This is a genomic window from Streptacidiphilus monticola (assembly GCF_042658505.1).
GTDB classification, from domain to species: domain Bacteria; phylum Actinomycetota; class Actinomycetes; order Streptomycetales; family Streptomycetaceae; genus Streptacidiphilus; species Streptacidiphilus monticola.
This window is the reverse complement of sequence record NZ_JBHSQJ010000075.1, coordinates 62,485-76,564: the sequence shown is the minus strand read 5'-3', so window position 1 is coordinate 76,564 and position 14,080 is coordinate 62,485. Positions and strand designations below refer to the sequence as shown.

The following is a 14,080-nucleotide window of genomic DNA, read 5'->3' as shown; positions in this document are numbered from 1 at the left end:
TTCACGCCGCCTCCAGCAGCCCCGCGACACAGCGCCTCCACCAGAACTCGCCCCCTCTCCGTCCGGTCAGCGGTGTCGGCGTGCCGACGGTGGATGCCGCCCCACGGAACCCAGGTGACCTCGCCGCGGCGTCTGAGTAGAGTCGCGCCGTGCCCGAACTGAAGCAGTTGGATGCCGGCCATGCCTCCGCGATCCTGGCCTTCGAGCTGGCGAACCGCGCCTACTTCGCCGCCTCGGTGTCCGACCGGGGCGACGACTTCTACGAGCGCTTCCAGGACCGGCACAGCGCCATGCTGGCCGAGCAGGAGGCCGGCGAGTGCGCCTACTACGTGCTGGTCGACGAGAACGGCGGCATTCTCGGCCGGTTCAACCTGTACGACCTCGAGGACGGTACGGCCCACCTCGGTTACCGGGTCGCCCAGCACGTCGCGGGCCGCGGGGTGGCGACCGCCACCGTCCGCGAGCTGTGCAGGCTGGCGGCGACCCGGCACCGGCTGCGCACACTGCGTGCGGCCGCCTCCCACGCGAACGTCGCTTCCCGAAGGGTGCTGGCCAAGGCCGGCTTCGTCCCGGTCGGCCCGGCGGACCCGGCCGACCTGGGCGGCAAGCCCGGCACCTGGTTCCAGCGTGATCTCGCGTCGGTGCCGGACTGATGCAAGCCCGTGAGCCGGCCCCCTCGCCGGCGTCGCCCACGTCACCTTGTGCGACTCCCCCGGGCTCAACGTCCTTCCGCAGATCCGCCGGGAAGCGGCGCAGGCAGCCGTGGACCTGCGCCCTGCCGCCTGCTCGGCCCGTGTCCTGCGACTCCTGGACATCACCGGCACCGATGACGCGGCGGCCGCCTGGGACATCCTCGCGGCCGCGCCGGCCGCCCGCCCGGACGTCCGGTGCCGCACGACGTGCCTGATCAGCGCACGCCGCAGCGCGGCACCCGCGCCGCCGGCCCCGCCGCCGACTGGGCCCTGCGGTGGAGGCGTGTGATGCTTGCCTCATGGACGCCGGCACCCTGGCTCGCGTGCAGTTCGAGTCCTGGGCGGCCCTCACGAGCGTTCCGCCGTCCTGTGGCCACGGCACCGCGTTCGCTTTCGAGGGCCATGAGGTCGTGCACCTGCACGACCTCGACGAAGCGGACCTGCAGCTGACCGCGCCGGTGATCGCTCGTCTCGGCCCTCAACTCGCCGCCTCCACCGCGGTGCGCCTCCCTCCGGTCAGCGACTGGATCACCATCCTCCTGGACGTCCCCGCCGACGCCGACCTCCTGATCGCCCTGACCAGCGTCGCCCTCCAGGCCCACCAGCACCGGGGGCCCACCCCGCTGCCCACGCCATGCACCCGCGGCCTCAGGCGGCTCCCCCTCGCGCTGCCCCGAGACGACGGCAATCCGCATCTCCTCAGGAGCCGAGCCATGAGCAACCACCGCTACCACTTGGATGTGGACGGCCACTCGATCACGCTGACCGTCACCGGCCGTCACCCCTGCACGGCGGCTCTCCTCATCGACGGCAAAGAGGAGGACATCCGCCGCCTCAGCGGCAAGCAGCCCGTCGAGCTCCACGGTGAACTCGCCGACGACGCACCGCGCCTGATCACCATCCAGATCACCCCTGATCCGGGCCGTCACGCCTTCCAGGAAGCCTCCTGCGCCCTGCTGATGCAGGACGGCACCCGACGCCCGCTGCCCTCGGCCGGCTGAGGGGACACCGCGCTGGCCGGAGGTCGAGCACTCCCGGAGGCGCGAACCTGCGCTCTGCGACGTCCGGCACGGTCGGTCACCCAATCGTCGCCCGGGCACAGAAGTCGCGGTACATGCCGCGGTCGGGTCGGTGGCCGGAGGCCTCGACGCAGCCGGGCGAGGGTCGAGCGGAGTGGCACCGCGAACGCACGCCGCCCCACCGGACGAGCGGCGACAGCCCTGCCAAGTAGCCTGCGCCGGGGACGACATGGCGGCCACCGGTCGACTCCTCGCTCCTGCCACGTCGTCGCACAACGCTCAAAGCACCTGTCATGCAGGCGAGTTCGACCACCAGGACGGCGTCGCCACCGGCTCGGCCCGGCGGAGCGGGCGGCCGGGAGACGGCTGGGTATAGTGCAAGCGAACCGCAGTCGCCCGCGCCGCGGCCGGAGCCAGGGACGGCCCACGCCGCCTCGAGCCCGTCGCCCCTGGGCACTCCGCCGTCACGTCGTCACCCTCGCACCGAGGAGGCCGTCCCCTTGGAACCCGCCACGCTGATCACCGGCGGCTCGACCGGAATCGGCGCCGCCACCGCCCGCGCCCTCCTCAAGCAGGGCCATCGCGTGGCCGTGACGGGGCGGGACGCCGACAAGCTGGCCGCTTTCGCCGCTGCCGCCGCAGCGGGCGAACGGCTGCTGACCATCACCGGAGACGCCGCCGATCCGCACGACGTCGCCTCCGCCGTGGGCCGAGTGGCGGACGCCTGGGGCCGACTGGACAACATCGTCGCCAATGCCGGATTCTCCCTGCCCGGCAACCTGGAGAGCCACTCTCCCGACGACATGCGGGCGATGATCCTGACCAACGTCCTGGGTCCGGCGCTGCTGATTCGGGAGGCGCTGCCGCTCCTGCGGGAGTCCAGGGGCCGGATCGTCGTCATGGGATCCGTGGCGGGGGTACGGAACACCCCCGGCAACCTCTACTCGGTCACCAAATGGGCTGCGCATGCCCTGGCCGAGAACACCCGCCTGCTGGTCTCCAAGGATCGGGTCGGCGTGACCGTCGTCGCCCCCGGCGTGGTGGACACGCCGTTCTGGCAGGAGCGGGGCGGCATCTCCGACGAGGCACCCGCGATGACCGCCGAACAGATCGCCGACACCATCGTCGTCGTCCTCAACCAGCCCACGGGCGTGGACATCAACCACATCACCTTGCGTCCGACCGGACAGCTCGGCTGACCTCGGCCTCGGCCCACTCCGCACCCGCCGAACGGCGGACCCACCAGGCCGGCGGTCCGTGCACGAGCGGCGCTGACGGCGCGTCACCTTGTCACGTCGGCTTGGCTGTTGCCCAGGCTGACGTCAGCCGCGCGGCGGTGTGGGGCAGGGACCGGAGGGTCGCGGCGGCCAGGTGACGCCCGGCGGGGGTGACCGGCAAGTCGTGGGCCCCGGCGGACGGGTGGTCCAGGACGTGGTCGCGCACGGAGGCGACCGGGACCACCGGCTACCGGGCGGCAGCCTCGGCCACCGGGCGGGCACCGGACAGATCACTGCCTGGCGCCGGGGCGCTTGCGGACGAAGTCCGCCCGCAGCCGGTGGTAGTCCGCATCGGGGTCGGCGAAGATCCGCCGCATGATCGCCAACTCCTCGGCCCGGTAGGCGGCGAGCGGCTTGACGGCCTCGTCCCGCTCCCGGGCGGCCTTCTTCGCCCCGATCCGCGCGGCGGTCTCCGGATCGGCGGCGAGCTCGGCGGCCATCCGGGCGACGGCCGCCGGGAACTCGCCCGGCCCCGCGGGCACCAGCCGGTCGGCCAGCCCCATCCGCACGGCCGCCGCGGCGGACAGCGGCACCGCCTCGGCGGTCAGCGCGCGGGCGCGGTCCGCGCCGACGCGGCGCGGCAGCACATAGGTCCAGTACTCCGACCCGTACAGGCCCATCAACCGGTAGTGCGGGTTCAGCACCGCACCGGACCGGCACCACACCTCGTCGGCCGCGGCCGCCAGGATCACCCCGCCCGCCGCGGCATTGCCGGGGACGGCGGCGACCACCAGCCGGTCCTCCGTCGTGAGCACCGCCTCCACCAGGTCGTCGATGGCGTTGATGTTCGCCCAGGACTCGGCGCCGGGGTCCTCGGCCGCCTCGATGACGTTGAGGTGGATGCCATTGCCGAAGAAGTCCCGTTCCGGCCCGAGCACCAGCACCGACGTGGGACGGCCGCAGGCGAAGCGGTAGGCGGCGAGCAGGCGGCGGCACTGCGCGGTGCTCATCGCCCCCGCGGGGAAGCGGAAGCGCAACAGGCCCACGGCGCCCTGCTCGTGGTACTCGATGTCGCGCCAGGTGGTCTTGTGCTCCGGCCCCCGCAGTACCCAGGGCGCAGGGATCTCGCGCACCCGCGGCAGGGCCGTGCCCAGCGCCTGCACCGCCGGCAGCCGGAACGTCGCCTCCCCGCCGGGCGCCGGGCGGGGCCGCAGCTCCGGGATCCACACGGCACCGTCGACGGTGCCCCGGCACACCGCCCCGGCCCTGGTGGCCAGCACCCTCCCCGGTCGGCCGCGCAACCGGTCCTCCGGGTGGCCGCCGTGCAGGTACCACGCACCGCCGAGGAACTCGTCCAGGACGCCGGGCCGGGAGTCGGCGGCCCGCAGGGTGCGCAGGATCTCGGCGGTGGGCTGGGCCGACCAGTCGATCCGGCGGTCCTCCTGACGCACCGTCGGTCGCGCCTGTCCCGCCTGCTGTCGCCAGGGCCGGTGGCGCCCGGTCGCGAAACGCTCCACCGCAAGGTGCACGGCCGCCATCGCGGCGTCCGACAGCTCGCCGCGATAGACGTCGGACTTCGCCACCGCAGGGAGGGCGAACTCGGCCGACGCCCAGACCGGACCGGCGTCCATCTCCGCCTCCGCCTGAAGCACCGTCACCCCCCAGCGGCGGCGCCCCTCCAGCACGGCCCAGTCCAGCGAGGCGGGCCCGCGGTCCCCGGGCGGCCCGGGATGCACGATCAGGCAGACCCACCGCGACCACACGTCCTCGGGCACCACTGCCGTCAGCATCGGGGCGAGCACCAGCTGCGGGTCGTGCGCCCGCACCGCGCGGCGAACGTCCTCGGCGCCGGCGACGCAGGCGAACGCCAGGCGGTGGCCCCGGTCCCCCAACTCGGCCTGAACCCGTTGGGTCAGACTGTTGAACGCGCTCGCGATGAGCAGGATGCGCACGGTCACCTCCAGGACGACCCGCGAAGGGCCGGGGAGCGGGGACTGCCAGGAGTTGACATGCTGCGCTGCGCACCCGGCGCCCCCACAACGCCTCGACCGGAACCGACCGGATCTGCTTCGTAGTGACCGCCCGAGCCACCGAGTGGTGGCCAGGGTTGACCCGGCCGGACCGTGTGGGCCTGCCTCCCGGGCCTCTGCACGCGCCGCCTCAGGGGCCGACTCCCCTCACCTGCCGTGCCGAAGGACCCCGCCGGGGCCCGGCGCTGCCGTTCACGGCGTGGCGCGCTCCAGGGCCTGCCAGCTCATGTCCTCGTCGCGCTCCCGCTGTTCCGCGCGCGCCCCGCCGCGCAACCCGAACAGCCGCTTCGCGTACAGGAGATAGGCCACGACGGCGACGTTGACCACCAACGCGGTGATCTTGAAGACCGTCACCCGGTGCGTCAGTTCCCACACCTCGGGCACCAGGAGCACCGTGGTCGCCACGAACGTCAGGTACTCCGCCCACCGGCGCGCCCGCCACAGGCCGACCGCCTCCACCCCCTCCAGCAGCGCGTACGCGGCGAGGATCCCGCCAAGCAGCCACAGGTGCGACGCCCTGGCCTCGAATCCCTTCTCCAACTCACCGATCAGTCCGGTGCCGGGCCGCGCCCCCGCACCACCGACCCCGTTCTGCAGCGCGTCCACCACGCGGTAGAACGGGCCGGACACGCGCGAGCGGTCGGCCGCGAAGACCATCACCGCCGCGGCGGCCACCCCGAGCAGCAGGAAGTGGAGCACCCGGTCCAGCGCGATCAGGCGCAGCACGTACCGGTCGCGCAACGCGCGCCCGCGCTCCGGCACCGTGATCTCGCTCCGGTCCGCCGCCGCGACACCCTGCTCCAGCGGCTTCCTGGACGGGATCCACACGTCGCAGCGCAGGCAGCGGTACCACTGGAGGCCGTCCGCCGTCTCCCGCACCAGCACCGGATCGGGACGACGCCCCGCGGCACCGCCGGTGCCGAGGGCGTGCCCGTGCCAGGCGCAGGTCAGCAACTCCAGATCCACCTTGCGGCGCCGCACTCCCACCACCGCTCCCCTCACCGAAGCGTCAACGAGACGCGCGCCTCATGCGTGACGAGGCTCTCCCTTGCTTCCTGCTCCTACCCGGCCTCACCTCCTCCCACCACCCTCACGCGTCCGTGACGGAGCCAACGGCCGACGTCACCGGCCCACCGCCACCCGCAGCAGGTCGCCGGAGACGGGCCACTGCGACTGCTCGAGCCACAGGGCGCCATCGGCGGTGACGACGGGGGCACCGTTGGCGACGGGGGCGAGAACCTGCCCTGATCGGCCGTCGGCATGCTGAAGGGGTGGACGGTTCCCGCGCCCAGCGGGGTGAGCTCGTAGAAGTAGTACTGGCCGGGCTGGACCACGCTGCTCGCCCCCGGTTCCACCAGCACTTCCAGGTTCCCCGAGCGGTCCATCGCCGGGGCGACCATGCGGCCGCCCGTGGCACCGTCCGCTCCGGGCAGGCCGCCCAGGGGCGTACGGGCCCCGTCGGCGCCGACCTGCTGGAAGCAGAGCTGTCCGGTACCGGTCCCGTCGTCGCACTGCGCGGTCTCCACGATCTCGCCGGTGCCGTTGCCCGAGAGGAAGAGGCCGCTCGCATTGCTGCCGTCGTTGAAGACCGCGGCCTGCCCGCCGGTCCCGATCTCCACCACCGAGGTGTGCGCATTCCCGCGTCCCAGCGCCCACATGGCGCCGTTCGCACCGGGGACCAGGGGGCCGAGCGTCGGCGCGCCGCTCGGGGCGTGGAACGTGGTGAAGGTCCCCCCGCCGGAGACGCGGGTGACCACGGTGTCGCCGGCGTAGCCGACGCAGCTCGCCCAGACGTAGCCGTCGGAGGAACCCGCCAGCCGGGTCGGGGCCGTGAGGCATGCCGCGGGAAGCGCGTAGGTGCTGAAGAGCGCACCGGTCGGCGTGTAACGGATCAGCACCGGCCCCGAGGGGTTGCCGCCCTGGCTGTAGCCCACCAGCCACAGTCCCCCGCCGCCGTCGAAGGCGAGCGGCCCGTCGTAGCTGAGGGTGCCCACCGTCCCGGACGCCGTCTGGTGGTAGGTCTGGACGGCCCGGGTGGCCGGGTCGACCGCCTCGAAGAGCGTGTGCTGACGGGCGGCGTCCCAGGCGACCAGCCACGCCCGGCCGTCGGGGCCGAGCACCGGACCGTCGGTGCCGTTTCCGCCGACGGGCACGTCCGTGACCGCGGTGGCGGGGAACGGGCCTGCGGCGTGGGCCAGTTCGACCCGCCTGCTGAACAGCCGCGGGTCGGACGCGTTGATCCCGAGGGCGGGGATCCGGAGCGAGGCCCCGGCGTCGAGGGTGCCGGTCAGCGTCCACCACGGGTTGGCCGTGACGTCGGCCGCCAGGTCGAGGCCGGGGTCGATGGTGACGGTCGGCCCGGCCACTCCGAACAGGTCCAGCCGGAGCCGGGTGCTGACGGCGACGGTGAGCCGGCCGGTGCCGGTGACCGTCGGCGGCTGGTGCGTACTGGACGCGACCGCCGTCGCGTTCGGGGTCAGCGTGCCGTGGGCGTAGGAGAGTCCGGCCGTCGCGGTGAAGTCCTGCCCGGCCGAAGCCGTGACGCTTCCCGTCGTCTTCACCGAGCCCCGGACGAAGAAGCTCAGCCGGGGCACCACGACCACCGGGACCGGGCCGATGAACACGGTGAACTCGCCGAGCGTCCGTGTCGATCCGAGCTGAGTGGTCGTCAGCGTGCAGGTGGCCGCGCCGCTCAGCGCGGCCGTCAGGGAGGACGCCTCGCGTGCGGAGACCGAGACGGCGGCGGTCGCCCCGCCGGACAGCGACCAGTCGGCCCGCAGCGTGCTGGACAGCGAGCTGCTGAGCGACCCCCGCAGGGCGACCTGCGCGGAGGCGCCGCACTTCAGGTTCTTGGACCAGCCCGGCACCGCCATGGCGGCGGGCGCGGCAGCGGAAGCGGCTGCCTGCGCCGGGTAGGCCCGGGAGAAGGTCAGCTTCGCCTGGGGCAACGCCTGGCGCAGCGTGGCCGGCACGGCGGTGACCACCTCCCCGCCGGTGACCGCGTGCACCCCGACCACCTTGGCCAGCAGGCCGTTCGGCGTGCGGGGCCCGACGCCTGCCGCGAGCACCTGGCCGACGGCGAACCGGGTGCCGCCGTGGACGGTGACCGTGAGCCGGCCGTTGGCGGCGGCGACCTTCGTGATGGCGGCGGCGGGGACAGCCCGCGTGGTCGACGGGACACGGGTGTAGTAGTCGACGGTCCGGGTGGTCCGGCTCCCCGCTGCGAGCGTGAACGTTCCGGTGCCGGAGGTGGCCAGGTAGAGCGTGCCGCGGGGGTCGCGGACCGCACTCGCGGCGACGGTGTACCGGCCCGGGAGGAGCTTGCCGAGGACCGCCCCGCCGCGGAGCGTGCGCCGGTAGCCGTGCGGCCCGCTGACCCGCACGGCACCGGCGACCTTCGCCGGCAGGTCGGTGATCCGCAGGGTCAACGTGGCGCGGCCGCTTGTCGCCGCTGCCCCCATGGGAGTTGACGCCGCCGTGGCGGGGGCGGGACCGAGCCCCACCACGGCCGCGAGGCCGCGGCCGACCCGGCTCCGACGATCCCGCCCATTCTGGAGTTCCGCATCGTGCACCCCCCGGCGGCCGCGAAGGCGAACCACTCTCGTCCGGAGCGGCTCGTCCCACCGGCCCGACCGCATCCCGAGTGTGCGGGCCGACCCCGGTTGATCGCCGCCGGTCCTCAACTCCGAGACCAGTTCGATACCTTGTGTGCCGCTCTGCACCTCTGCGAGCCGCCCCTCCCTCCGCCGCACGGCGGATGTTCGGCACGGCCTGCTCTCGGTCACCCGGCGCAACGGCTTCCCGGCCACCCATGCCGGTTCCCTGGCGGCCCGGAAGCCGGCAGCTGACCGGGCGTCAACCCCCGATGTCCACCAGGACCTTGCCGACCGCGCGGTTCTCGACCGCGCGGTGTGCGTCGGCGGTGCGGTCGAGGGGGAAGCGGACCAGCGGCAGCCCGTGCTCCTCGCCGACCGGCAGCGCCCCGTCGCGCACCGCGGCGGCGACGTCCTCAACCGCGGCGGCACGCGCCTCGGGACCGGCCAGGAAGAGGACCAGGAAGTGGAAGTGCGCGTTGAGCACCATGCTCCCCAGCACGTCCAGCTCGACCGGCATGCCGCCGTCGTTGGCGTAGGTCGCGATCGTGCCGCGCGTGCGCAGTACGGCGAGGTCCAGGGCGAGGTTCGCGCCGAGCGCCACCTCAGCGACGAGGTCGACGCCGTCGGGGGCGACTTCGCGGATGTCACCGGCCGGATCGCCCTCACGGTAGTCGATCACGTGGTGGGCTCCGGCGGCAGCCGCCAGCCGGGCCTTCTCCGGGCTGCTGACCGTGCTGACCACGGTGGCACCGGCCCACCGGGCGAGCTGGATCACGGCGTGTCCGACCGCTCCGGCCCCGCCCGCGGCGAGCACGACCTTCCCGTCGAGCGCACCGGGCGACAGCCGGCGCGGACCGTCCTCCGCGACGGTGAGCGCGCGGTGCGCGGTCAGCGCGGGGACGCCGAGGGAGGCGCCCAGGTCGAAGCCGGCCTCGTCGGGCAGCGGCACGGCCTGTTCGGCGGGCACGACGGTGAACTCGGCGGCGGTGCCGGTGGGCCGCCCGGCGGCGGCCATGAACAGCCAGACGCGCTGACCGACCCGGCGCTGGTCGACCCCCGCGCCGACGGCGTCGATCGTGCCGGCGCCGTCGAGGTGCGGGGTCACCTCTGCGAAGCGCTTGGGGTGGCCGGAGCCGGAACGCGCCTGCCAGTCGGTCGGGTTGACCCCGGACACGGCGACCCGTACCCGGACCTCGCCCGGGCCGGGCTCGGGCAGGTCGCGGTCGACCAACTGGAGAACGTCGGGACCGCCGTTGTCGCGGTAGATGATGGCCTTCATGATCCGTCCTTGGTGCGCCTGAATGAGCGGTCCGCCGACGGGGACTGACTGCCCGTCGGATGTACGGGCCGAGGATGGCCGCGGCTCCGTGGTGCCGGTTCGGTCAGCCGCTCGGGGTTTCGGCGGAGCGGGACCCGACGGCGTCGAGGGTGGCGAGGGCGGCGGCGTCGAGGGTGATCCCGCCGACCGCGATGTTGGCCTCCAGGTGCGCACGGTCGGCGGTGCCGGGGATGAGCAGCACGTTCGGGGCGTGGTGCAGCAGCCAGGCGAGGGCGACCTGGGCCCGGGTGACGCCCAGGGACTCGGCCACGGCGCGCACCGCCGGCTCGTCGGTGGCCTTGGGCAGCCCGGGGAAGGCCCCGCCGAGCGGGAAGAACGGTACCCAGGCGATGCCCTCGGCGGCACACAGCCGCAGCATGTCCTCGTCGTCCCGGGAGACGAGACTGTAGGCGTTCTGGACGCAGACGACGCCCGCGGGCAGGGCGCGGCGCAGGTTGTCGAGGGAGACGCCGCTCAGCCCGATCGCGCCGATCTTTCCTTCGTCGCGCAGTGCGGTCATCACCGCCAGCTGGTCGTCCAAACCGACCACCTGGTCCCCCTCGGGTCGCAGCCCGGGGCCGGTGTCCAGCCGGCGCAGGTTGACCACCGCGAGCCGGTCGACGCCGAGGCTGCGCAGGTTGTCCTCGACGGAGGCGCGCAGTTGCTCAGGACGCTGCGCCAGGCGCAGGGGCGGCCGCCCGCCCGGGTCGGGGTCGGCACCCACCTTGGTGACGACCAGGACGTCGTCCTGGGGACGCAGTGCCTTGCGGATGACGTGGTTGGCGAACCCGAATCCGTAGAACTCGGCGGTGTCGACATGGTCGACGCCCAGCTCGACCGCGTGGCGCAGCAGCGCGACGGCTTCGTCGCGGCGGTCGTGCAGGCGCTCGAGCTGCAGGGCGCCGTAGCCGATCCGGAAGACGGTACGAGCGCCGAACGCAGCTGTCGGGGTGGTCATGACGCGGTCTCCTCGGTCGGTGTCCGCAAGGCGGTGTACAGCAGTTCGGCCTGGTAGAGGGCCATGACCCGGTGGGCGATCGGGGCGGCGCGCTCCCGGGCCGGGGTCGGCTCGAGGTGCTCGACCTTGACGAGCCATGCCGTCACGCAGTCGTGCAGCATCGCCCGCATCCGGTCGGTCATGTCGACGACGATGGCGCGAATGGCCGGGTCGGTGGTCGCCTCGCCCCAGGTCTGCACGCCGACCCGGGCCTCGGCGGGGTCGATCGCCGCGATGAGCCGGGAGAGCAGTTCGTCCGGGCCGGGCGGGGCGTCGGCCGCCGCGTACGCGTCGAGGACATCGGCCCGCCTGGCCAGCACGTCGCGGGCGGCGGCCTGAACCAGGTCCGCCTTGTTGCGGTAGTGGGCGTAGATGGAGCCGGCCGAGAGGCCGGACTCGGCGGTGATGTCGGCGATCGAGGTCCGTTCCAGGCCGTTGCGGCTGAAGCAGCGGACGGCGGCCTCGGCGATCTGGGTGCGCCGGAGCTCCTTGCGCGCATCGGTGAGCCGGGGCACCGCACCTCCCGCAAAAGGAATGCATGTTCTTCTTGCCACCAAGATAACAGAATCGTGGTTCTGTTTGTGCGCGCCGATCGACATCTTCCATGGACGGCGATTCCATCGCGGCCGTCCCCCAGTTCCGGAACCCCGCATGCTCATTGACATGCCTTCAGCGACGCCGGAATCATCGAGGCGCACCGAGAGAGCGCTCTCACCCCGGGTTTCCTGCCCTGCCTGGGCTCCCGGTCCGCTCCCATGCCCACCCACCTGTCGGAGCCGCCCATGCACACCGCGCCCACCGCCGCCGGACGCCTGGCGTCCGGACCGGCACGGCCGGCCTGCCTGCTGGTCATCGCCATGCTCGCCGCCCTGCTCCTCGCCGCCGGAAGCGCCCCACCCGCCCACGCCGCGGGCACCCTGCTCTCCCAGGGCAAGGCCGCCACCGCCTCCTCCACGGAGGCGGCCGGCACCCCCGCCTCCGCCGCCGTCGACGGGGACACCACCACCCGCTGGTCCAGCGCCTTCAGCGACCCGCAGTGGCTCCAGGTCGACCTCGGTGCCACCGACACGGTCAACCAGGTCGTCCTGACCTGGGAATCCGCCTACGCGAAGGCGTACCAGATCCAGCTCTCCACCGACGGCACCACCTGGACCACCGCCTACTCCACCAGCACCGGAGCCGGCGGCACCGAGACGGTCAGCGTCTCCGGCAACGCCCGCTACGTGCGGATGTACGGCACCCAACGCGCCACCGCCTACGGGTACTCGCTGTGGGAGTTCCAGGTCTACGGCAGCGCCGGCACGGGCAACAACGGCTGCGGCACCGTCAACGCCGCCCTCAACAAGCCGGCCACCGCCTCCTCCACCGAGAACGCGGGCACCCCCGCCTCCGCCGCCGTCGACGGCAACCTCGGCACCCGCTGGTCCAGCGCCTTCAGCGACCCGCAATGGCTCCAGGTCGACCTCGGATCCACCCAGACCGTCTGCGCCGTCCAACTCGCCTGGGAAGCCGCCTACGCGAAGGCGTACCAGATCCAGGTCTCCCCCGACGGCGCCACCTGGACCACCGTCTACTCCACCACTACGGGAGCCGGCGCGACCGAGCTGCTCAGCCTCAGCGGGAGCGGCCGGTACCTGCGCCTGTACGGCACCCAGCGGGCCACCGGCTACGGCTACTCGCTGTGGGAACTGCAGGTGTTCACCACTACCGCCGCGGCCACCCCGCAACTGCTCTCCTACGGGAAGCCGGCGACGGCCTCCTCCTACCAGGACGACGCCAACTGCTCCGGCTGCCTCCCGGCCAAGGCCTTCGACGAGGACCCCGCGACCCGCTGGGCGACCAGCGACACCACCGGCTGGACCGACCCGGGCTGGATCAGCGTGGACCTCGGCGCCACCGCGCAGATCAGCCAGGTCGTCCTCCAGTGGGATCCGGCCTACGCCACCGCGTACCAGATCCAGGTCTCCCCGGACAACGCGACCTGGACCACCGTCTACTCCACCACCACCGGCAAGGGCTTCAAGGAGACCCTGAACGTGTCCGGTACCGGCCGCTACGTCCGCATGTACGGGACCGCCCGCGCCACCGCGTACGGCTACTCCCTGTGGACCTTCGACGTCTACGGCACCGGGGGCAACCCCACCGCCCCGCCGGCGCTGCCTCCGAACCCCGGCAACCCCGAACACCTCGTCTGGAGCGACGAGTTCAACGGCGCGGCGGGCGCCGCCCCGGACCCGTCCAAGTGGACCGCCGACCCCGGCACCGGTCCCAACGGCGAACTGGAGTACTACAACGCCAAGAACGCCTACCAGGACGGCAACGGCGACCTGGTGCTCGAGGCCCGCAAGGAGGCCACCCCGGGCAGCAGCTGCCCCACCGACCCGCTCACCGGCAGCACCACCTGCCAGTACACCTCCGCCCGCATCAACACGGCCGCCCACTTCACCTTCACCTACGGCCACGTCGAGGCCCGCATCAAGGTCTCCGGCACCCAGGGCCTGTGGCCCGCCTTCTGGCTCCTCGGCGCGAACTTCACCACCGGCACGCCGTGGCCCAACTGCGGTGAGATCGACATCATGGAGCACGTCGGCAAGGTCGCGGACACCGTGTACTCGACGATCCACGCCCCGGCGTACAACGGCGCCAACGGCTACGGCTCGCCGTACCAGATCGCGGGCAGCGACTTCGCCTCCGCCTTCCACACCTACGCACTCGACTGGGACTCCAGCCACATGACCTTCTCCGTCGACGGCAACGCCTTCTTCACCGTCGACCGGTCCACCCTGGAGCAGACGAAGGGGCCCTGGGTCTACGACCACCCCTTCTACATCATCCTCAACAACGCCGTCGGCGGAGACTGGCCAGGCGCCCCGGACGCCACCTCCGTCTTCCCGCAGAAGATGCTGGTCGACTACGTCCGGGTCTCGCAGTGACGCACGAACGGCAGCACCGCCCCTCCGGAGCCCGCAGCCGCTGACTCCCCGTCAGACGCCGGTGCCGGGACGGCTCTCCGTCCCGGCACCGGCTGGGCGGCACGTCCGCGGACCTCGCAGCGCAGCACCATCGGAGCGGGGCGTCCGCGTACGCGAGACCTTCCCCGACCACGGGACCTCGCACCTGGTGGAAGCGGCCCGGGCGGCCGGTTACCGCACGGTCTACAGCCAGGCGGGATACGTGGTCCTGCACCGGCGGCCGGCAGGCCCGCGCCATC

The 14,080-nt window shown here is 73.3% G+C and carries 10 protein-coding genes; 4 read left to right on the top strand and 6 right to left on the bottom strand.

Annotated features, from left to right (window positions below; all coding sequences use genetic code 11):
- Positions 1-149 precede the first annotated feature (149 nt).
- From ACFP3V_RS18735 to ACFP3V_RS18725, 3 genes are all read left to right on the top strand, one after another.
- On the top strand, positions 150-653 hold the full coding sequence (locus ACFP3V_RS18735; protein WP_380584864.1) for a GNAT family N-acetyltransferase: 504 nt from the start codon (positions 150-152) through the stop codon (positions 651-653).
- Between the two features lie 338 nt (positions 654-991).
- The gene (locus tag ACFP3V_RS18730; protein WP_380584863.1) at positions 992-1,693 is read left to right on the top strand and encodes a luciferase domain-containing protein; all 702 of its coding nucleotides are present in this window, start codon (positions 992-994) and stop codon (positions 1,691-1,693) included.
- Positions 1,694-2,211: 518 nt separating this feature from the next.
- Complete coding sequence (locus tag ACFP3V_RS18725; protein WP_380584862.1) at positions 2,212-2,910, top strand: SDR family oxidoreductase; 699 nt, start codon at positions 2,212-2,214, stop codon at positions 2,908-2,910.
- Between the two features lie 308 nt (positions 2,911-3,218).
- Here the strand turns inward: ACFP3V_RS18725 and ACFP3V_RS18720 are convergent, their stop codons facing one another.
- From ACFP3V_RS18720 to ACFP3V_RS18695, 6 genes are all read right to left on the bottom strand, one after another.
- The gene (locus ACFP3V_RS18720) at positions 3,219-4,880 is read right to left on the bottom strand and encodes an enoyl-CoA hydratase-related protein (protein ID WP_380584861.1); all 1,662 of its coding nucleotides are present in this window, start codon (positions 4,878-4,880) and stop codon (positions 3,219-3,221) included.
- Between the two features lie 270 nt (positions 4,881-5,150).
- Positions 5,151-5,945, bottom strand: a complete 795-nt coding sequence (locus ACFP3V_RS18715) for a DUF2127 domain-containing protein (protein WP_380584860.1) — start codon at positions 5,943-5,945, stop codon at positions 5,151-5,153.
- A gap of 74 nt (positions 5,946-6,019) precedes the next feature.
- Positions 6,020-8,386: an NHL repeat-containing protein gene (locus ACFP3V_RS18710; protein ID WP_380584859.1), complete on the bottom strand. Its 2,367-nt coding sequence runs from the start codon at positions 8,384-8,386 to the stop codon at positions 6,020-6,022.
- 427 nt (positions 8,387-8,813) lie between these two features.
- The gene (locus ACFP3V_RS18705) at positions 8,814-9,833 is read right to left on the bottom strand and encodes an NADPH:quinone reductase (protein WP_380584858.1); all 1,020 of its coding nucleotides are present in this window, start codon (positions 9,831-9,833) and stop codon (positions 8,814-8,816) included.
- Positions 9,834-9,936: 103 nt separating this feature from the next.
- On the bottom strand, positions 9,937-10,830 hold the full coding sequence (locus ACFP3V_RS18700) for an aldo/keto reductase (RefSeq protein WP_380584857.1): 894 nt from the start codon (positions 10,828-10,830) through the stop codon (positions 9,937-9,939).
- Positions 10,827-11,384, bottom strand: a complete 558-nt coding sequence (locus tag ACFP3V_RS18695) for a TetR/AcrR family transcriptional regulator (protein WP_380584856.1) — start codon at positions 11,382-11,384, stop codon at positions 10,827-10,829. The genes ACFP3V_RS18700 and ACFP3V_RS18695 overlap by 4 nt, the downstream gene beginning before the upstream one ends.
- A 342-nt stretch (positions 11,385-11,726) precedes the next feature.
- Here ACFP3V_RS18695 and ACFP3V_RS18690 point away from each other — a divergent pair, with 342 nt between their 5' ends.
- Positions 11,727-13,802 (top strand): discoidin domain-containing protein, encoded by a 2,076-nt coding sequence (locus tag ACFP3V_RS18690; protein WP_380584919.1) that lies wholly within the window; start codon positions 11,727-11,729, stop codon positions 13,800-13,802.
- Positions 13,803-14,080: the final 278 nt, after the last annotated feature.